The sequence below is a fragment of the Stenotrophomonas sp. GD04024 genome (genome assembly GCF_029837545.1).
Classification (GTDB): domain Bacteria; phylum Pseudomonadota; class Gammaproteobacteria; order Xanthomonadales; family Xanthomonadaceae; genus Stenotrophomonas; species Stenotrophomonas forensis.
On the sequence record NZ_JAOEDV010000079.1, the window covers coordinates 1 to 19,486 of the forward strand.

Below are 19,486 nucleotides of genomic sequence, written 5' to 3' on the forward strand. Positions count from 1 at the left end.
ATTTCTCTTTCTTCCGTTTGGCCGGCTTGCCACGCTCGGGCAGCGGCGGCAGGCCGTCGCCCTCGTCCTCGCCCTTGTGCTCGACCAGGCGGAAGTCGATCTTGCGTTCTTCCATGCTGGCCTTCAGCACCAGGATGCGCACGCGGTCGCCCAGCCGGTAACTGCTGCCACGGCGTTCGCCGGTCAGCGTCTTGCGGGTGGCGTCGAACTTGTAATAGTCCTGCGGCAGCTGGGTGACATGCACCAGGCCCTGCACCTTCGACTCGTCCAGTTCCACGAACAGGCCGAAGCTGGTCACGCCGCTGATCACGCCGTCGAACTGCCCGCCGACGTGCTTTTCCATCCACGCCGCGCGGTAACGCTCGTCGACCTCGCGCTCGGCCTCATCGGCGCGACGCTCACGCTCGGAACACTGCAGCGCCAACGCGGCCATTTCGCGCGCGTTGTAGGTGAACTTGTCCAGCGGCTTGCCGGACAGCGCGTGCTTGATCGCGCGATGCACCAGCAGATCGGGGTAGCGGCGGATCGGCGAAGTGAAGTGCGCGTACGCCTCCAGCGCCAGGCCGAAGTGGCCGTGGTTGTCCGGGCTGTAGATCGCCAGGCTCTGGCTGCGCAGCAGCACCGATTCCAGCAGCGTGGCATCGGGGCGGTCGCGGATCTTCTTCAGCAGCTTGGTGTAGTCGCCGGGGCGCACCTTCGACCACGGCGGCAGGCTCAGCTTGAACTCCTTGAGGAATTCCAGCAGGTCGGCGTACTTGGTTTCCGGTGGCTTCTCATGGATGCGGTACGGGGCCGGCACGTGGCGCGACAGCAGGTACTTGGCCGCCTCGACGTTGGCCGCGATCATGCATTCCTCGATCAGCTTGTGCGCGTCGTTGCGCACCAGCATGCCGGCCTGGGTCACTTCGCCGCGGTTGTCCAGCACGAAACGCACTTCGCTGCTTTCGAACTCGATGGCACCGCGCTTGGCGCGCGCCTTCGACAGCACCTTGTACAGCTGGTGCAGGCGCTGCACCTGCGGCAACAGATCGCCCATCCAGGCCTTGGTATCGGCATCGTCCTCGCCCACCGCCTTCCACACCTGGGTATAGGTCAGGCGCGCGTGCGAGTTCATCACCGCTTCGTAGAAGCGCGAATGGGTGACCAGGCCGTCGCGGTCGATCTGCATGTCGCAGACGAAGCACATGCGGTCGACCTTGGGCATCAGCGAGCAGATGCCGTTGGACAGGGTCTCCGGCAGCATCGGCACCACGAAGCCCGGGAAGTACACCGAGGTCGCGCGCTTCTGCGCCTCCTCGTCCAGCGGCGTGCCGGGGCGCACGTAGTTGGAGACGTCGGCGATCGCCACCACCAGGCGGAAGCCATCGGCATTCGGTTCGCAGTACACCGCGTCATCGAAGTCCTTGGCATCCTCGCCGTCGATGGTGACCAGCGGCGTGCTGCGCAGGTCGACGCGGTCGCCGATCATCGACGGCTCGACCACCAGCGGCACCGACGCGGCTTCGTCCAGTACTTCCTGCGGGAACTCGAACGGCAGTTCGTGGCCGTGGATGGCAGTCTCCACCACCAGCGAGGCGGTCAGCTTGTCGCCGAGCACGGCGATGATGCGGCCGATCGGCGGGCGGCGGCTGTCCGGTGCCTGGGTCAGTTCGCAGACCACCAGCTGGCCGTCGCGCGCGCCACCGGTCTGGTCCGGCGGCACCTGCACGTTGCGCTGCACGCGCTTGTCGTCGGGCACCACGTAGTTGATGCCCATCTCGACGCTGAAGCGGCCAATCAGGCGGGTCATGCCACGTTCCAGCACGCGGGCGATGCTGCCCTCGCGGCGGCCGCGGTGGTCGATGCCGGTCACGCGCGCGAGCACCTTGTCGCCGTGCATCACCTTGCGCATTTCATACGGCGGCAGGAACAGGTCGTCGCCGCCTTCGACCGGGCGCAGGAAGCCGAACCCTTCCGGATTGGCGATCACCACGCCGGTGACCAGGTTCAGGGTCTGGATCGGGGCGAAGCCACCGCGCCGGTTCTGTACCAGCTGGCCGTCGCGGACCATGGCGCCCAGCCGGCGCGACAGCGCTTCGGCCCGGTCCGGCGCACCCAGGCCCAGGCGTGCGCCCAGTTCTTCGGCGGTCTGCGGCCCTTCGCAACGCTCCAGCAGGGCCAGGATGGCCTCGCGGCTGGCGATGGGTTGTTCGTACTTTTCTGCCTCGCGGGCGGCATAGGGATCGTCGATCACCTTGCCGGTCGGCGGCAGCTTGCGGCCCGGAGCCGGGCCCGGTGCATCATCACCGTGGCGCTTGCGGCCACGCGGCGGCGCGCCGCCTTCGTTCAATTCGGGGAACCAGCCCGGCAGCGGCTTGCCCGGCTTGGTGGTGCGGGCCGCGCCCGCCTTGGCGCCCTTCTTCGGGGCCTGGCTGCGGGACTTGCTCCCGCCCTTGCTTGGTTTTTTGGTAGTCATCGCCCTACATGGTAGCCGGTGACGGCGTGCAGAACGGGTCAGTGGCCGCCTTGAAGGCACTGCGTGAAAAAATTGCAGGAAGTCGTTGACAGCCTGCGGATTCATCTTCACAATTGCGCCTCTGGAACGCCCAGGTGGCGGAATTGGTAGACGCACTAGTTTCAGGTACTAGCGGGTAAAACCGTGGAGGTTCGAGTCCTCTCCTGGGCACCAACGAAAAAACTCCTCGCTCCGGCGGGGATTTTTTTTGCCTGCTGCATGGCGATGGATCCTGATCCCTGATCGACAGGCGTGGTCGGGAATCCAGAATGGCTTCACCAGGGTGTTGACACCCCCGTAACAACACCCCATAATCTCGCTCCTCGACGCCCAGGTGGCGGAATTGGTAGACGCACTAGTTTCAGGTACTAGCGGGTAAAACCGTGGAGGTTCGAGTCCTCTCCTGGGCACCATGTCGAGAATGAGAAAAACCCGCGAAAGCGGGTTTTTTCATGCCCGGAGTCCGGGTCTTTGTAGCGTCGAGCCATGCTCGACTGCACCGGTCCGTAGAGTCGAGCTTGCTCGACTGATGCCATGCATGACGAAGCGCAAAGCAGTTGAGCAGGCTCGACGCTACGTACACGGGCGGCAGGGCGCTTCAGAAAAACGGCCGCAGCACCAGCTCCAGCCCGAGCAGCAGCAGGAACCCGAGGAAGCAGGCGCGGAACACCCGCGCACTGATCCGCTGCCGGATCAGCTGCCCCAGCCACATGCCCAGCAACGCGGGTATCACCGCCAGCGCGCTCAGGCCCAGTTGCTGGATACCGAACGCGCCGTGCAGCACCAGGCCGGTGGTCAGCGAAATCGTCGACACGGTAAACGCCAGCCCCAGCGCCTGCACCAGTTCTTCGCGCTGCAATCCCAGCGACTGCAGGTACGGCACCGCCGGCATCACGAACACACCGGTCGCGCCGGTCACCACGCCCGAAAGCGCCCCCACCAGCGGCCCCAGCCAACGCTCGCGCCGCTGCGGCACACGGAACACCGGGGCCAGCAACGCATAGGCCGCATAGACCACCAGTGCCACGCCGAGTGCCATGCGCGACCAGGTGCGATCGACCCGCACCAACAGCGCGGCCGAGCCCAGCGTCACCACCACCACCGCCAGCATCATCGGCCACAGCCGCCGCACGATGCGGCCCAGTGACGGCCCGGACGCCAGCTGCCATGCATTGGTGACAAAGGTCGGGATGAACAGCATCGACGCCGCCGCCACTGGAGACAGCGCGCCCCCCAGCAGGCCCATGGCCACCGTCGGCAGGCCCATCCCGGTCACGCCCTTGACCACGCCGGCCAGCACGAACACCACGAGCAGCAGCACGTAGAAGTACATCGATTCATTCATGCCTTCATTGGATCGGGCCACCGCCCGGCGCACAATGCGGTCTTCCCGGCCTCGCCTTCGGCTGACCCGAAGGCTCGGGCGTTGCAATGAGGGCACGACATGCGGATGGACATCGCCGACCTGCGGCTGTTCCTGGCCATTGCCGAGGCGGGCAGCATCACGGCCGGCGCCGCGCAGGCGAACCTGGCGCTCGGTTCGGCCAGTGAACGCCTGCGGACGATCGAAGCCGACGCCGGTACGGCATTGTTGAACCGGCACCCGCGCGGGGTCAGCCTGACCGAGGCTGGCGCTGCCCTCGCCCATCATGCCCGCCTGATCCTGCAGCAACAGGCGCAGCTGCGCGGCGAGCTGCAGGCGTTCGCGCATGGCGCGCGCGGCACCCTGCACCTGTATGCCAACACTGCAGCGCTGACCAACTACCTGCCCTCGCGTCTCGCCCCCTGGCTGGCCGAGCGCCCGCGCCTGCATGTCGAACTACTGGAACGGACCAGTCCTGAAGTCGTGCGTGCGATCAGTGCCGGCCAGGCCGAGGCCGGCATCATCAGCGATGCCGTCGACGCCGCCGGCCTGCAGCAGCATGTGGTGGCCGAAGATCCGCTGGTGATGCTGCTACCCGCAGACCACTGTTTCGCATCGCGACGCAGCGTGGCCTTCGCCGAGGTTGCCGGCGAGACCTTCGTTGCGCTGGCCGATGGCAATGCATTGCAGACCTACATTGAAGACCAGGCGCGCGACATCGGGCGCCGCCTGGACGTGCGTATCCGCATGAAGACCTTCGAAGGCGTGTGCATCATGGTCGGCCACGGCATCGGGGTCGGCATCGTGCCGCGTACCATCGCCCGCCAGCATCGGCGCAGCACGCACACTGTCGCGGTACCGCTTGCCGATGCATGGGCACAACGTCGCCTGTGCGCCTGTTTTGCCGAGTGGACGCAGCTGTCGCCAGCGATGCGCAGCCTGCTTCATCACCTGGGCGTACCGCCGCAGAAAAAAGCGTGAAATCTTGTTGACACATCCTCTGCCGTTCCCCATAATTCGTCTCCTGAGTCGCCCAGGTGGCGGAATTGGTAGACGCACTAGCTTCAGGTGCTAGCGGGGGCAACTTCGTGGAGGTTCGAGTCCTCTCCTGGGCACCATGACTCAGCAAATGATCAAACCCGCGCAAGCGGGTTTTTTCATGCCCGTCATCCGGGCACATCCACGCGACGCGTGCATGCATCGCGATGAGGCTGCAAACAAAAACCCCGCCTTCCGGCGGGGTCTTGCTTTTCATCAATACCCGTCGGTCAATGCCCGCCACCGGCCGAGGCCGCACCTGCACCGGCGCCGAACGGTGGCTTGGCCAGCCACAGGAAGGCAATGATCGCCAGGAAGATCCAGCCCAGCAGGAAGAAGATGTCGTTGAAGCCCATCTGCGATGCCTGGTGGTTGATCATGTTGTTCAGCACCGCCGCGCCATGTTGCAGGTCACCCTGCCCCATTGCCGCCACCTGGTCCTGCATGCCCGGCTGATAGGCCGAGATGTGCTCGGTCAGGTCGGCATGGTGCACCTGGGTGCGCCGCGCCCACAGCCACGTCGTCAGCGATGCCGCGAAGCTGCCGCCCAGCGTACGCAGGAAGGTGGCCAGGCCGGAGCCCGCCGCGATCTCGCGCCCATCCAGGTCCGACAGCAGGATCTGCAGCACCGGCATGAAGAACAGCGCGACACCAATACCCATGATCAGCTGCACGCCGGCCACGTGCATGTAGTCCACCTGCAGGTTGAAGTTCGAGCGCAGGAAGCTGGTCATCGACAGCACGATGAAGGCCACCGTGGCCAGCATGCGCATGTCGAAGCGCGATGCGTACTTGCCCACGAACGGGGTCATGATCACCGGCAGGATGCCGATCGGCGCGGTCGCCAGGCCCGCCCAGATCGCGGTGTAGCCCATGTCACGCTGCAGCCACTGCGGGATCAGCAAGGCCACGCTGAAGAACGCCGCATAGGCCACCACCATCGCCAGCGTACCGGCGCGGAAGTTGCGATGGCGGAACAGCTTCAGGTCGACGATCGGATCCTTGTCGGTCAGTTCCCAGATCAGGAACACCGTCAGCGCCACCACGGCCACACAGGCCAGCACCACGATCTTCATCGACGAGAACCAGTCCTCGTCATTGCCCAGGTCGAGCACCAGCTGTAGCGCACCGACGCCGATCACCAGGGTGATCAGGCCGACGTAGTCCATCTTCGGTTTCTCGATCTGCTCCGGGCGACCCTTCAGCTGGTTGCCCACCACCAGCGCGGCGAAGATGCCCAACGGCACGTTGATCAGGAAGATCCATTCCCAGCTGTAGTTGTCGGTGATCCAGCCACCGAGGATGGGTCCGCAGATCGGCGCCACCACGGTGATCATGGCCAGCAGCGCCAACGCCTGCCCGCGTTTCTCGCGGGGATAGATCGAGACCAGCAGCGACTGCGTGATCGGGTACATCGGGCCGGCCACGAAGCCCTGCAGCGCGCGCGATACCACCAGCATGCCCATGCTCTGCGCCAGGCCGCACAGCAGCGAGGTGATGACGAAGGCCAGCGTGGCCCAGACGAACAGCTTGCGTTCGCCGAAGCGGCGGCTGAGCCAGCCGGTCAGCGGCAGCGCGATGGCCGTGCTGACCGCGAACGAGGTGATGACCCAGGTCGCCTGCTGCGAACTGGCACCGAGATTACCGGCGATGGTCGGCAGCGAGACGTTGGCGATGGTGGTGTCGAGCACCTGCATGAACGACGCCATCGCCAGGCCCACGGTGCACAGGGCGACACTGGGCGGCAGGAACCCGGAGGCCGCACCTGGCGCCGCCGGTGCGCCCGGAGCGCCTGGCGCGGCTGGAGCTTGTGCGGACATGGCGACCTCAGCCCGCCTTCGCCTGCTGCTGCGGCAGGTTGCCCTGGATGATCGTGTGGATCACCTCATCGGCATCATGCAGCTGCTTGGCATACACATCGGTGTCGAACACCGCGCCCTTGGCCGCCGCGCTCGGCAGCACTTCGCCCTTCTGGTCGCGCAGGCTCACTTCGGCCTTCATCGACAGGCCGATGCGCAGCGGGTGCTCGGCCAGCTGCTTGGCATCGATGGCGATGCGCACCGGCACGCGCTGCACGATCTTGATCCAGTTGCCGCTGGCGTTCTGCGCCGGCAGCAGCGAGAACGCCGAGCCGGTGCCCAGGCCCAGGCTCTGGATGCGGCCCTTGTACTTCACGTCACCGGCGTACAGGTCGGACTTCAGCTCCACTTCCTGGCCCAGGCGCATGTGGCGCAGCTGGGTTTCCTTGAAGTTGGCCTCGACCCACATCTGCTCGGTCGGCACCACGGCCATCAGGGCATTGCCCGGCTGCACGCGCTGGCCGACCTGCACCGAACGACGGGCAACGTAGCCGGTGACCGGCGCGACGATGCCGGCGCGGGCATTGTTGAGGAAGGCCTGGCGCAGCTGCGCGGCCGCCGCCTGCACGTCCGGCTGGGTGGCGATCACGGTGTCGTCGACCAGCGCGCGGTTGCGCTCGACGGTCTCACGCGAACCGGCCACGGCCGCTTCGGCGGCCGCCAGCTCATCGCGGGCATGGGCCAGTTCTTCGTTGGAGATGGCGCCGGTGGCGGCCAGGTCCTTGCGGCGGGCGAAGTCGTCGCGCACGCGCTTCAGGGTCACCTGGCGGGCATTCAGGTCTGCCTGCGCGCCCTCCACGCTGCGGTACAGGCCGCGGGTCTGGCGCACCGTCTTGGCCAGGTTGGCTTCGGCCTGCTGCAGCGCCACCGAGGTGTCGGACGGGTCCAGCTGCACCAGCAGCTGGCCGCGCTCGACGCGCATGCCGTCATCGGCGTTGATGGCGACCACGGTACCGGCCACCAGCGGGGTGATCTGCACCTGGTTGCCCTGCACGTAGGCATCGTCGGTCTCTTCGAACCAACGGCCGAACATGAAGTACCACAGCGCCAGTGCGGCAAGCAGCAGCACGACGATCACGAACAGGCCGCGCAGCAGGTTGCCGCGGCGGTTGGAGGCGGCCGGGGCCGCGGTGTCTTGGGTCTGGCTCATGGTGGAGGTCTTCAGGAATGCGAGGAATCGGAATGTGAGGCAATCGGGGCGCGGTCGGCGTCAGCGGGCTGGAAACCACCGCCCAAGGCCTTGCTCAGGCGCACCGAGGTCTGCACCTGCTGCGACTGCAGGCCGGCCAGCTGCTGCTGCGATTGCAGCAGGGTGGACTGCGCGGTCAGCACGTCCAGGTAGCTGCCGATGCCGGCGCGGTAGCGCTGCTGGGCCAGGTCGAAGGCCGAACGTGCGGTGTCCACGGCCTGCTGCTGCGCGTGCGCCTGCTGTGCCAGCGAACGCACCGCATTGACCTGGTCGGCGACGTCGCGCAGTGCGTCGAGCACGGCCTGGTTGTAGTTGGCCACCGCCAGGTCGTACTGCGCATCGGTGTTGGCCAGGTTGGCGCGCAGCTTGCCGCCTTCGAAGATCGGCAGGCTCAGCGCCGGGCCGATGTAAGCGAAGGTGGAACTGCTCTTCAGCAGATCGCCCACGTTCGGGGCGACCACGCCGGCCAGCGCGGTCAGGTTGAAGCTCGGGTAGAACTTGGTCCTGGCGACTTTGATCTGCTTGTCGGCCGCTTCCACGCGCCAGCGCGCAGCCACGATATCCGGGCGACGGCCAAGCAGTTCGCTCGGCAGCACACCCGGCAGCTGCAACGCCATCGGGTTCAGCGGCTGCGGGCGCTGGATCGACAGGCCCCGGTCCGGGCCCTTGCCGACCAGCGCGGCCAGCGCGGTGCGGGCAGCGTCGATGCGCTGCTGCGCGGCCAGCACCTGCTGCTGCGCGGCCGGCACGCGGGCCTCGGCCTGGCGCACCTGCAGGTCACTGTCGATGCCGGCGCTGCGGCGCTGGCGGGTCAGCTGAAGCGACTTCTGCGAGCGGGTCAGTTCTTCCTCGGCCACGTCATTGAGCTGCCAGGCGTAGGCCAGGTCGGCGTAAGCCTGGGCGATGCCGGTGGACAGGTTCAGGCGTGCCGCCTGGGCTTCGACCGTGGCGGCATGCGCGCCATCCACGGCCGCTTCCCAGGCCGCGCGCTTGCCGCCCCACAGGTCCACGCCGTAGCTGAAGTCGAAGGCAACCTGGCTGCTGCCGCCGTAGCGGCCGCCCATCTCGCTGCCGACCATCGATTCGGGCAGACGCAGGCCGGTGTAGCCACCGGACACCGACAGGCTGGGCAGCTGATCGGCTCGTGCGGTGCCGACCTGGGCCTGGGCCTGGCGCAGGCGTGCATCGGCGGCATCAAGGCTCGGGTGGCCGGCGAGGCCTTCAGCGATCAGCGCGTCCAGCTGCGCGTCGCCCAGTGCCTTCCACCAGTCCTGCGCCGGGAAACCGGTGGCGCTCAGGTCGGTGTCGGCCAGGGTACGTTCGCTGTGCAGGCTGTCCACCTCAAGCACGTGGCCCTGCGGGGTGAGGCCGCGGCTGCTGGCGCAGGCGGCCAGGGCCAGGGCCAGCGCTGACACCAGCAGCGCGCGCCCGGACCGGCGGAGAGTGGGATGCGGGATCGGGTTCATGGGGTCGTCAGTGAATCGCGGATTCGGGTAAGGAGGGACAGCAGCAGCGTGCGCTCATCGGCGGAAAGATCACGCAGCGCGTAATCCATCACCGCGTCGCCGCGCAGCTTCAGCCGCGCCCACAGCGCGCGGCCTTCGTCGGTCAGCACGATCTGCAGTGCACGCCGGTCCTGCGCATGCGGCTCGCGGCGGACGCAGCCCAGTGCTTCCAGCTTGTCCAGCAGGCGGGTCACCGCACTGGGCACCTGGTCGATGGCCTGGGCCAGTTCGTTGGCGGTACAGGGGGCCATGTGCGAAAGCACCTTCAGCCCGATGTAGTGGGTGAAGCCGATGCCCAGATCTTCTTCAGCCATGGACGCGTCGAGTTGGCGGACCAGGCCGTCGCGCACCTGGCGCAGCAGCAGGCCGAAGCTGGGGGGAGTGGTTGCAGGACAGATCATGGGGGAGCATTCTCTTCCAAAAAAAATATTTCTCAATGGAAATATTCGATCTGGCATCGAATGCTGTGTTGCAGCAGCGGGCTCGATCAGTGAAGGCGCCTACCTTAATGATCTGGTCAGGTGGCCCGGTAGTACAATCCAGCCAATGGATGACACATTTCAGCCAGCGGATATGATGAACAAGGCAGAAATCCCCCCTCCCAAGCGCCTGCTGCGTGACGACGCGCTGGACTGGTTCGAGCGCAACGATGGCCCACCGGTCGTCGCCTTCCGCTTCGACAGCCCGCAGGGCCTTGTCCGCGAAGTGGACTGGCACCACCACCAGCGCGCGCAGCTGATCTGTGTCGAGCGCGGCCTGCTGACCACCCGCACCTCGCACGGCACCTGGTCACTGGCGCCGGGTTCGGCCGGCTGGATGCCGCCGCTTGAGCCACATACGGTCACCCTCGACGGGCCGTTGCGCGGCTGGGGCATGGCCCTGGCGGCGCCTGCCTGCTCCACCCTGCCCTCCGATCCGTGCGTGCTGGGCCTGTCCAAGCTTGCCCAGGCACTGGCCGACCGCATCTGCGAATGGCCGTTGGGTTATGCCACCACGCCCGAGCGCCAGCACATCATCGACGTGCTGCTGGACGAGATCCGCACCGCCCCGCGCCAGCGCATGCACCTGCCGATGCCGCATGACCGGCGCCTGCTGAAGATCGCCTCACAGCTGCTGGCCGACCCGTCCGACGAGCGCAGCCTGGCCGAATGGGCGCACTGGGCCGGGCTTTCCCCGCGCAGCCTGACCCGCCACTTCCGCGACGAGACCACCCTCAGCTTCGCCCAGTGGCGGCAGCAGGCCCGCCTGTCCGAGGCCCTGCGCCAACTGACCGACGGCCGCAGCGTGGCCGATATCGCCCATGCGCTGGGCTTCAGCAGCGCCAGCGCCTTCGTCACCGTGTTCCGCCGCCACTTCGGGCTGCCACCCGGGCGCTACCTGGCACGCGCCGGGCATGGCCTGGAAACCGGGCTGGACCCTGCGCGCGGCTTGGCATCCCCCGCCGCATCCGGATAATCACAGGATTGCGAGCGGCGACCGCCGTCGCCGCCTCCCGACAACAGGTAACAACGCCGCATGACCGAACTTGCCCGCCCCGTGTTCCACGGATTCGAACAACTGCCGCTGCGCGAGTACGCCGAGCGCGCCTACCTCGACTACTCGATGTACGTGGTCCTGGACCGCGCCCTGCCGTTCATCGGCGACGGCCTGAAGCCGGTGCAGCGCCGCATCATCTATTCGATGAGCGAGCTGGGCCTGAATGCCGCGTCCAAGCCGAAGAAGTCCGCGCGCACCGTCGGTGACGTCATCGGTAAATACCACCCGCACGGCGACAGCGCGTGCTACGAAGCGCTGGTGCTGATGGCCCAGCCGTTCTCGTACCGCTATCCGCTGATCGAGGGCCAGGGCAACTTCGGCTCCAGCGACGACCCGAAGTCGTTCGCGGCGATGCGTTACACCGAATCCAAGCTGACCCCGATCGCCGAAGTGCTGCTGGGCGAACTGGGCCAGGGCACCACCGACTGGGCGCCGAACTTCGACGGCACCCTGCAGGAACCAACCTGGATGCCGGCGCGGCTGCCGCACCTGCTGCTCAACGGCACCACCGGCATCGCCGTGGGCATGGCCACCGACGTGCCGCCGCACAATCTCAACGAGATCGTCAGCGCGCTGCTGCACCTGCTGGACAACCCCGAGGCCAGCGTGCGCGACCTGTGCGAACACGTGCAGGGCCCGGACTACCCGTCCAGCGCCGAGATCATCACCGCGGCCAGCGATCTGCGGAACATGTACGAGACCGGCAACGGCAGCGTGCGTGCACGTGCGACCTTCACCAAGGAAGCCAACAACATCGTGGTCACGGCGCTGCCGTTCCAGGTGTCGCCGTCGAAGGTGATCGAGCAGATCGCCGCGCAGATGCGCGCCAAGAAGCTGCCGTGGCTGGAAGACATCCGCGATGAGTCCGACCACGCCAACCCGGTGCGGGTGGTGCTGGTGCCGCGCTCCAACCGCGTCGACGCCGAACAGCTGATGGGCCACCTGTTCGCGACCACGGACATGGAGCGCAGCTACCGCGTCAACCTCAACGTGATCGGGCTGGACGGCCGTCCTCAGGTGAAGAACCTGAAGATGCTGCTCAGCGAATGGCTGACCTTCCGCAGCAATACCGTCACCCGCCGCCTGCAGCACCGCCTGCAGAAGGTCGAGCGCCGCCTGCACCTGTTGGAAGGTCTGCTGGTCGCGTTCCTCAACCTGGACGAGGTGATCCACATCATCCGTACCGAGGACGAACCGAAGGCAGCGCTGATCGCGCGCTTCGGCCTGTCCGACGACCAGGCCGAGTACATCCTGGAAACCAAGCTGAAGCAGCTGGCGCGCCTGGAAGAGATGAAGATCCGCGGCGAGCAGGACGAGCTGGCCAAGGAGCGCGAGAAGATCCTCGGCATCCTCGACAGCAAGGCCAAGCTGAAGAAGCTGATCCGCGACGAACTGACCGCCGATGCCAAGAAGTTCGGCGACGCACGCCGTTCGCCGCTGGTGCAGCGCCAGGCCGCGCAGGCCATCGACGAGACCGAGCTGGTGCCGAGCGAGCCGATGACCGTCGTGCTGTCGGAGAAGGGCTGGATCCGTGCCGCCAAGGGCCACGACGTCGATGCGTCCGCCCTGTCCTACCGCGATGGCGACGCCCTGCAGGGCGCGGTGCGCGCGCGCAGTACCCAGCAGGTCGCGTTCCTCGACAGCGAGGGCCGCGCCTACTCGACGCCGGTGCATACCCTGCCGTCCGCTCGCGGCAACGGTGAACCGCTGACCGGCCGCTTCTCGCCGGCGCCGGGCACCAGCTTCGTCACCCTGGCCAGTGCCGAACCGGAGACGCGCTTCGTGCTGGCCTCCAGCCATGGCTACGGCTTCGTCACCCGCTTCGAGAACCTGATCGGCCGCAACAAGGCCGGCAAGGCGATGCTGAACCTGTCGGCCGGCTCGTCGGTGCTGATCCCTTCGGTGGTTGCCAACGTCGCCACTGATCGCATCGTGGCGGTGACCAGCTCGGGCAACCTGCTGGCGATCGCCGCCAACGACCTGCCGGAACTGGACAAGGGCAAGGGTAACAAGATCATCGAGATCCCCAAGGCCAAGCTGGCCACCGAGCGGGTCGTGGCGATCGTGGCGATCAGCCCGGGGCAGACCCTGCAGGTACGCAGCGGCCAGCGCACCATGGGCCTGAAGTTCAACGAGCTGGACGCCTATCTCGGCGCCCGCGCCACCCGCGGCCACCTGTTGCCGCGTGGCTGGCAGAAGGTGGAAGGCCTGTCGGTGGAGTGACCGGTAGTGCCGGCCGCTGGCCGGCAACTGCTGAATGTTGCTCGGATCCAACGTTGCCGGCCAGCGGCCGGCACTACCGGAATCCAGGGACGTCAGACACGAAAAAGCCGGGGCATGCCCCGGCTTTTTCGTTGTCGGCTGGCGGGCGGTGGAGCAGCTGGCGGGCGAAGGCTGGCTGGCGGGGCTCCGATGCTGGCGGGCGACAGAACGCTGTGCTTCTTCTGGTAGAGCCGACCGCTGGTCGGCTGCTTCTGGCTCCTGGTAGAGCCGACTGTTAGTCGGCTGCTTTTTGAAGAGCAGCCGACCAGCGGTCGGCTCTACCGGGTGGTCGCCGGGAATTGCCCAGCGCCTGCGGCTCAGTGCGCCGGGGCGCCGTTGCCGTCGATCTTGCTCAGCTGGTACAGCTCCAGGCCGATCCGCTTGATCAGGCCCAGCTGCTGCTCCAGCCACCAGGCATGGTCTTCCTCGGTGTCCTTCAGCTGCGCCAGCAGCATGTCGCGGCTGACGTAGTCACCCTTCTCTTCGCACAGCTTCATGCCGGCGGCGAGATTGTTCCGAACCGCGTATTCAGTATCCAGATCCTTCTGCAGCATCTCCTCCACGGTCTTGCCCGGCTCGGTGGCATGCGGGCGCATGTCCGGGTCGCCGCCCAGGAACAGGATGCGGCGCAGCAGCGCGTCGGCGTGCTGGGTCTCTTCTTCCATCTCGTGGTTCAGGCGTTCGTACAGCGCGAACAGGCCCTGGTCCTCGTAGCGGCGGGAATGGATGAAGTACTGGTCGCGGGCAGCAAGCTCGCCGCGCAGCAGTTCCTTCAGGCAGGCGATGACGTCCGGGTTGCCTTTCATGGGGGGCTCCTGTGAATCGATGCGGCATAGGGTGACGCATTTCCGGCGACGGTGATCTAATCGGAATCAGTCGCAGTTGCGCCTGCGGCTACAATCGACCCTCGAGCGTGGAAAGGACGTGCGATGCGACGTACATGGCGTTGGGTGCTGGGCGTGTTGATCGCCATCGTGCTGGTCACCGTTCTGGTGCTGTGGCTGCTGCTGCGCGGCAGCCTGGCCGACCTGGACGGCGAGCATGCGCTGCCGGGCCTGGCCAAGCCGGTCACCGTCGAGCGCGACGCGCTGGGCGTGGTCACCATCACCGCCGGCAACCAGGCCGACGCGATGCGTGCGCTGGGCCGCGTGCATGCGCAGGAACGCTATTTCGAGATGGACCTGATGCGGCGCAGTGCCGCGGGCGAGCTGTCGGCGCTGTTCGGGCCGAAGGCCGTCGACGCCGACAAGCGCATGCGCGTGCATCGCCTGCGCGCGCGTACCGAGGCGAACATGCAGGCCGCGCTGGGCAGCAACAGCGAGGCCGTGGGCGCCTACGTCGCCGGCGTCAATGAGGGACTGGCCGGACTTCCGGTGCGGCCATGGGCGTACCTGCTGCTGCGCCAGGCGCCGCAACCCTGGCGGGCCAGCGACAGCGTGCTCACCGGGCTGGCCATGTACGCCGACCTGCAGGATCCGGGCAACCAGACCGAGCTGGCGTTGAGCCGCATCCGCGCGGTGGTGCCGCCGGCGCTGTACGCCCTGCTCGCCCACGATGGCAGCGAATGGGATGCGCCCCTGTTCGGCGAACCAACCGGCAACGCCGTGCTGCCCGACGCCAGCCAGCTCGATCTGCGCACATTGCAGGGAAAGCCGGGCACCGGACAGGAAGAGGCCGATGCGGTCGGCAGCAACAACTTCGCCGTATCCGGTGCACTGACCGCCGACGGCCGCGCCATCGTCGCCGATGACATGCACCTGGGACTGCGCGCGCCGGGGCTGTGGTTCCGCGTGCGCTTGCGCTACCCCGACCCGCAGGCCGCGGGCGGCCAGGTCGATGTCACCGGTTTCTCGCTGCCCGGCCTGCCGGCGGTGATCGTCGGCAGCAACGGGCATGTCGCCTGGGGCTTCACCAACAGCTACATCGACACGGCGGACTACCGCACTGAACCGGCCAATGCTGCGGTCACCGTGCATGAGGAACGCATCGCGGTGGCGGGCCAGGCCGACGTGCTGTTCCCGGTGCGCGAAAGCGCCTGGGGACCCATCCTGCACACGCATGCCGATGGCAGCGGCGATGCCCTGCGCTGGGTCGCGCAGCTGCCGGGTGCGGTGCGCCTGGACTTTGGTGACCTGGCCCGTGCCGGCGATCTGGAAGCCGCCCTGCACTTCGCCGACCAGGCCGGCATCCCGGCGCAGAACCTGGTGATCGGCGACCGCAGCGGACGCATCGCCTGGCGCCTGATCGGCGCCCGTCCAGACCGCGGCCCCGGTTGTGCACCGGCCGGCTTCAACGCCGCCAGCAACCAGGACTGCGCGCCTTGGCCGATCCGCAGCGACGCCGCACCGGCACTGATTGATCCACCCAGCCATCGCCTGTGGACCGCCAACGGCCGCGTCCTCGACGGCGAGGCATTGGCCAGCGTCGGCCATGGTGGTTATGACCTCGGTGCCCGTGCGCGGCAGATCCGTGATCTGCTGGCCATCCAGGAGCGCTTCGACGAGCACGACCTGCTGGCGATCCAGCTCGACGACCGCGCAGTGTTCCTGCAACGCTGGTGGGCACTGCTGCACGACGTCATCGAACGCAGTGACGATCCTGCGTTGAAGCGGTTGGGAGAGGCCAGCCATCAATGGGGCGGCCGCGCCTCGTCCAGCTCGGTCAGCTACCGGGTGGTGCGCGAGTTCCGCTCGCAGGTAATGCAGACGCTGTCTGACGCATTACTGGCCCCGGCCAACGCTCGACTGGGAGAGGACTACCTGGACCCGCGGCTGGCGCAGCTGGAAGGCGTCGCCTGGCCGATGCTGCAGCAGCGCCCGGCCAACCTGCTGCCCCCCGCCTTCGACAGCTGGGATGCGCTGTTGAACGATGCGGCACGCCGAACCGAAGCCGAACTGTCCCAACAGGGCCCGCTGGCCCAGCGCAGCTGGGGCGAGCGCAACACGGCGGCGATCTGCCACCCGATCGCACGCGCGCTGCCGGACTTCGCGAAGCGCTGGCTGTGCATGCCGGCCGATCGCCTGCCCGGCGACCGCGACATGCCGCGCGTGCAGACGCCGAATTTCGGCGCCTCGGAGCGGATGGTGGTCTCGCCCGGCCACGAGGCCGACGGCATCGTGCACATGCCCGGCGGCCAGAGCGGCCATCCGCTGTCCCCCTACTGGGGGGCCGGCCATGAAGACTGGGTGCATGGCCGCCCGACCCCGTTCCTGCCGGGCAAGGCCCAGCATGTGATGACGCTGGTGCCTGCACGGTAATGCCGGCTAGCGGCCGGCACTGCCTCCGGTGCTAGGCCAGTGCCTGTTCGTGCACGCCGGCAATCGCACGTCCGGACGGGTCGGCCGCTGCCGCGAAGCTGGCATCCCATGCAATCGCCGCCGGCGACGAACAGGCGATCGACTTGCCGCCCGGTACGGTTTCGGCAGCCGCACGGCTGGGGAAGAACTGCTCGAACAGGTGGCGGTAGTAGTACGCCTCCTTGGTCTGCGGCGGGTTGTGCGCAAAGCGCTTGTCCGCGGCCGCCAGCACACGGTCGCTCACCTGTGCTTCGGCATGCGCCTTCAGCCCGTCGATCCAGCCGTAGCCGACGCCATCACTGAACTGTTCCTTCTGCCGCCACAGGATGCTGTCCGGCAGGTAGCCGTCGAACGCCTCGCGCAGCACCGCCTTCTCGATGCGACGGCCACCAAACCCGGCACCGACCATCTTGTGCGCGGCGTCGAAACGCATCGCCACGTCGAGGAATTCGCGATCCAGGAACGGCACGCGCGGCTCCACGCCCCAGGCCATCATCGACTTGTTGGCGCGCAGGCAGTCGTAGTTGTGCAGGGCATCGAGCTTGCGCACCAGTTCATCGTGGAATTCGCGCGCATCCGGCGCCTTGTGGAAGTACAGGTAGCCACCGAAGATCTCGTCGCTGCCTTCGCCGGACAGCACCATCTTCACCCCCATCGCCTTGATCCGCCGCGCCAGCAGGAACATCGGCGTCGATGCGCGGATGGTGGTGACGTCATAGGTCTCGATGTGGCGGATCACTTCCGGCAGTGCATCCAGCCCCTCCTCGAAGGTGTATTCGAAACCGTGGTGCACGGTGCCCAGCGCTTCGGCGGCAACCGCAGCAGCGGCCAGGTCGGGCGAGCCCTTCAGGCCAATCGCGAATGAATGCAGGCGCGGCCACCAGGCTTCGGTCTGCCCACCGTCCTCGATGCGACGGCGTGCATAGCGCGCAGCCACGGCGGCGACCAGCGAGGAATCGAGGCCACCGGACAACAGCACGCCGTACGGCACGTCACTCATCAGCTGGCGTTCGACCGCATGCTCGAATGCCTGCCGCAGTTCGGCCAGGTCGGCCTGGCGGCCCTGCACATCCGCATACTCGCGCCACGGCTGCTGGTAATAGCGCACCAGTTCGCCGCTGGCGCTGTCGAAGTAATGGCCTGGGGGGAATTGCGCGACGTCGGCGCAGGTGTCCACCAGCGCCTTCATTTCCGAGGCCACGCGCAGGCGACCCTGCGCATCATGGCCCCAGTACAGCGGCACCACGCCGACCGGGTCACGCGCCACCAGCACGCGGCCGCTGTCACGGTCCCACAGCGCGAAGGCAAAGATGCCGTTGAGCTGCTCCAGCCACTGCGCCGGCGATCCGCCCTGGCGGTACAGCGCGTTGATCACTTCGCAGTCCGAGCCGGTCTGGAAGTCATAGGCGGCGGTCAGCGCGGCCTTCAGCTGCTGGTGGTTGTAGATCTCGCCGTTCACCGCCAGCGCCAGCTGACCATCGGCCGACAGCAGCGGCTGCGAGCCGCCGGCCGGATCGACGATGGCCAGCCGCTCGTGGACCAGCAGTGCGCCTTCGTCGAGGTACACGCCGCTCCAGTCCGGGCCGCGGTGGCGCTGGCGCTGCGACAGTTCCAGCGCGTGGCGGCGCAGGGAAGGAAGATCGTCACCGGCCTGCAGGCCGAAGATTCCGAAGATCGAACACATGGCGGAGCTCCTGTTGGGGGATTTCACGGGGTGGGAAGGTGTTCGACCGGCCATCCAGGCCCGGGTGGGGCTGCGCCCGGGCACAAAAAAACCCGCATCGGCCGATGCGGGTTTTCTGGTGTCCGGGCGTATGTTGCTGTCTATCTACCCAGGGCGCAGTCCCGCATCGGCCGCGCACGATTATTCGCGCGCAGATTATTGCGGTTGTTGTTGTTGACGGCGGTGGCCAGGTGGATCGACATGGCATCGACCCTACCCCGGTTTCCGGCACGGTGCAACAGTTGCGTCGGCAACCAGCCGGACCGCCTGGCGGCGCATAATGGCCCACCCCGAAATGTGTAACTGGAATGCAACACAGCAATGGACGCACCGGGGCGCTGGCCGCCCTGCTCTGCCTGGGCCTGGCCGCATGCCAGACCGTGCCCCCGCCCTCGCCCCTGCCGCCAGCCCAGCTGCAAAGCCTGGAGCAACGCGGCACCGACGGCAGCTTCGACGGTGCCTGGGACACCGCACAGACCTTCGAGCACTTCAACGATCCGCGCGCGATCACGTACTACGAGCGCGCCGCGGCGATCACGCCCTGGACCTTCCACAACACCAAGGCGGAAGAAGCACTGGGCCGGATCTGGACGTCCGGCACGCTGCGGCATGCCGACAGCCCCCATATCGATCCTGCACCGGTTCTGCGTGCGTCGTGGCGACGTGGCGAACGCGCCTACCTGGCAGCGGCCAACCACGGCAATCCCTACGCGTTCCATGAACTCGCCACTGCCTATCGCGCGCGCAGCGAGGCGCAGCTGGCATTGCGCTGGGACCTGCGCGCGATGATCTACCACCGCTATCCAAGCCGATCCTCGCGACTGCCGGATGCGGTGGCCGCGCGGGCCGGCACCGTGCACCCGTTGGTGGCCCGCATCCAGCGACGCGCCGAGCGCGGCGATGCCGAAGCGCAGGTGGACCTGGGCGCGCTGCTGGAAAGATGCGTGGGCCTGCCGCGCGATCCTGCGCGCGCCCTGCAGCTGTACCAAAGCGCCGGTGAGCAGGGTAACGTGTTCGGCCAGTACTTCGCTGGGCTGTTGCTGGGGCGCGGTACGCCGGGTGTAGAGAAGGACACGGAAGCAGCGACGCGCTGGTTCGCCAGGGCCGAGGCGCAGCACTTCTACATGGCCGCGCCGGACTACTGGAAAAAAGCGGTGGAGCCGCCGTTCTTCATTTTTTCCGAGTAGAGCCGAGCCATGCTCGGCTGCTTCTGCCAGGAAA

At 67.3% G+C, this 19,486-nt stretch carries 13 protein-coding genes and 3 tRNA genes; 8 read left to right on the forward strand and 8 right to left on the reverse strand.

Translation table 11 applies throughout. The annotated features are described in order from the left end of the window. Positions 1–2,455 (reverse strand): ribonuclease R (rnr, locus tag N7590_RS18375; protein WP_279935779.1); only part of this gene is annotated, 2,455 nt, incomplete at its 3' end. Between the two features lie 128 nt (positions 2,456–2,583). On the opposite strand from rnr, the gene N7590_RS18380 reads away from it, so the two are divergent. Beyond that, positions 2,584–2,668 (forward strand) — tRNA-Leu (locus N7590_RS18380). A 154-nt stretch (positions 2,669–2,822) separates the two neighbouring features. Next, positions 2,823–2,907, forward strand: a tRNA-Leu gene (locus tag N7590_RS18385). A 185-nt stretch (positions 2,908–3,092) separates the two neighbouring features. Here the strand turns inward: N7590_RS18385 and N7590_RS18390 are convergent. Further along, positions 3,093–3,839, reverse strand: coding sequence for a sulfite exporter TauE/SafE family protein (locus tag N7590_RS18390; RefSeq protein ID WP_053508202.1), 747 nt, complete (start codon positions 3,837–3,839; stop codon positions 3,093–3,095). A gap of 99 nt (positions 3,840–3,938) precedes the next feature. On the opposite strand from N7590_RS18390, the gene N7590_RS18395 reads away from it, so the two are divergent. Together N7590_RS18395 and N7590_RS18400 are read left to right on the forward strand one after the other, a co-directional pair. Further along, positions 3,939–4,838, forward strand: coding sequence for a LysR family transcriptional regulator (locus N7590_RS18395; RefSeq protein WP_164241144.1), 900 nt, complete (start codon positions 3,939–3,941; stop codon positions 4,836–4,838). Between the two features lie 50 nt (positions 4,839–4,888). Beyond that, positions 4,889–4,975, forward strand: a tRNA-Leu gene (locus tag N7590_RS18400). Positions 4,976–5,125: 150 nt separating this feature from the next. Here the strand turns inward: N7590_RS18400 and emrB are convergent. From emrB to emrR, 4 genes are read right to left on the reverse strand one after another with little or no spacing between them, the layout of a single operon-like run. Continuing rightward, positions 5,126–6,715 (reverse strand): multidrug efflux MFS transporter permease subunit EmrB, encoded by a 1,590-nt coding sequence (emrB, locus tag N7590_RS18405; RefSeq protein ID WP_006427717.1) that lies wholly within the window; start codon positions 6,713–6,715, stop codon positions 5,126–5,128. 7 nt (positions 6,716–6,722) lie between these two features. Continuing rightward, positions 6,723–7,904 (reverse strand): multidrug efflux MFS transporter periplasmic adaptor subunit EmrA, encoded by a 1,182-nt coding sequence (emrA, locus tag N7590_RS18410; protein WP_279935780.1) that lies wholly within the window; start codon positions 7,902–7,904, stop codon positions 6,723–6,725. A gap of 11 nt (positions 7,905–7,915) precedes the next feature. Continuing rightward, complete coding sequence (gene emrC, locus N7590_RS18415; protein WP_053449230.1) at positions 7,916–9,409, reverse strand: multidrug efflux transporter outer membrane subunit EmrC; 1,494 nt, start codon at positions 9,407–9,409, stop codon at positions 7,916–7,918. Continuing rightward, positions 9,406–9,849, reverse strand: a complete 444-nt coding sequence (gene emrR / locus N7590_RS18420) for a multidrug efflux system transcriptional regulator EmrR (protein ID WP_005408766.1) — start codon at positions 9,847–9,849, stop codon at positions 9,406–9,408. The genes emrC and emrR overlap by 4 nt, the downstream gene beginning before the upstream one ends. 172 nt (positions 9,850–10,021) lie before the next feature. Between emrR and N7590_RS18425 the strand changes: the two genes are divergently transcribed. Together N7590_RS18425 and parC are read left to right on the forward strand one after the other, a co-directional pair. Further along, positions 10,022–10,903 carry a helix-turn-helix transcriptional regulator gene (locus N7590_RS18425; RefSeq protein ID WP_180878278.1) on the forward strand — a complete coding sequence of 294 codons (882 nt, stop codon included), beginning with the start codon at positions 10,022–10,024 and terminating at the stop codon, positions 10,901–10,903. A gap of 60 nt (positions 10,904–10,963) precedes the next feature. Further along, positions 10,964–13,207, forward strand: coding sequence for a DNA topoisomerase IV subunit A (gene parC, locus N7590_RS18430; RefSeq protein WP_006427619.1), 2,244 nt, complete (start codon positions 10,964–10,966; stop codon positions 13,205–13,207). Between the two features lie 356 nt (positions 13,208–13,563). On the opposite strand, the gene bfr is transcribed toward parC, so the two are convergent. Further along, positions 13,564–14,052: a bacterioferritin gene (bfr, locus tag N7590_RS18435; protein WP_004151115.1), complete on the reverse strand. Its 489-nt coding sequence runs from the start codon at positions 14,050–14,052 to the stop codon at positions 13,564–13,566. A 123-nt stretch (positions 14,053–14,175) separates the two neighbouring features. Between bfr and N7590_RS18440 the strand changes: the two genes are divergently transcribed. Further along, entirely contained in the window at positions 14,176–16,503 is a 2,328-nt protein-coding gene (locus N7590_RS18440; RefSeq protein ID WP_164241141.1) for a penicillin acylase family protein, read from the forward strand. 31 nt (positions 16,504–16,534) lie between these two features. Here N7590_RS18440 and asnB read toward each other — a convergent pair whose 3' ends face one another. Beyond that, the gene (asnB, locus tag N7590_RS18445; RefSeq protein WP_164241140.1) at positions 16,535–18,226 is read right to left on the reverse strand and encodes an asparagine synthase B; all 1,692 of its coding nucleotides are present in this window, start codon (positions 18,224–18,226) and stop codon (positions 16,535–16,537) included. 347 nt (positions 18,227–18,573) lie between these two features. Here asnB and N7590_RS18450 point away from each other — a divergent pair, with 347 nt between their 5' ends. After that, positions 18,574–19,452, forward strand: a complete 879-nt coding sequence (locus N7590_RS18450; protein WP_164241139.1) for a tetratricopeptide repeat protein — start codon at positions 18,574–18,576, stop codon at positions 19,450–19,452. Positions 19,453–19,486: the final 34 nt, after the last annotated feature.

Bases quoted from the DNA above. Each gene is read 5' to 3' on its own strand.
- parC (WP_006427619.1), top strand. From the start codon at position 10,964: ATGACCGAACTTGCCCGCCCCGTGTTCCACGGATTCGAACAACTGCCG.
- emrA (WP_279935780.1), bottom strand. From the start codon at position 7,904: ATGAGCCAGACCCAAGACACCGCGGCCCCGGCCGCCTCCAACCGCCGC.
- asnB (WP_164241140.1), bottom strand. From the start codon at position 18,226: ATGTGTTCGATCTTCGGAATCTTCGGCCTGCAGGCCGGTGACGATCTT.
- bfr (WP_004151115.1), bottom strand. From the start codon at position 14,052: ATGAAAGGCAACCCGGACGTCATCGCCTGCCTGAAGGAACTGCTGCGC.
- emrB (WP_006427717.1), bottom strand. From the start codon at position 6,715: ATGTCCGCACAAGCTCCAGCCGCGCCAGGCGCTCCGGGCGCACCGGCG.
- N7590_RS18395 (WP_164241144.1), top strand. From the start codon at position 3,939: ATGCGGATGGACATCGCCGACCTGCGGCTGTTCCTGGCCATTGCCGAG.
- N7590_RS18425 (WP_180878278.1), top strand. From the start codon at position 10,022: ATGATGAACAAGGCAGAAATCCCCCCTCCCAAGCGCCTGCTGCGTGAC.
- N7590_RS18450 (WP_164241139.1), top strand. From the start codon at position 18,574: ATGCAACACAGCAATGGACGCACCGGGGCGCTGGCCGCCCTGCTCTGC.
- N7590_RS18390 (WP_053508202.1), bottom strand. From the start codon at position 3,839: ATGAATGAATCGATGTACTTCTACGTGCTGCTGCTCGTGGTGTTCGTG.
- N7590_RS18440 (WP_164241141.1), top strand. From the start codon at position 14,176: ATGCGACGTACATGGCGTTGGGTGCTGGGCGTGTTGATCGCCATCGTG.
- emrC (WP_053449230.1), bottom strand. From the start codon at position 9,409: ATGAACCCGATCCCGCATCCCACTCTCCGCCGGTCCGGGCGCGCGCTG.
- emrR (WP_005408766.1), bottom strand. From the start codon at position 9,849: ATGATCTGTCCTGCAACCACTCCCCCCAGCTTCGGCCTGCTGCTGCGC.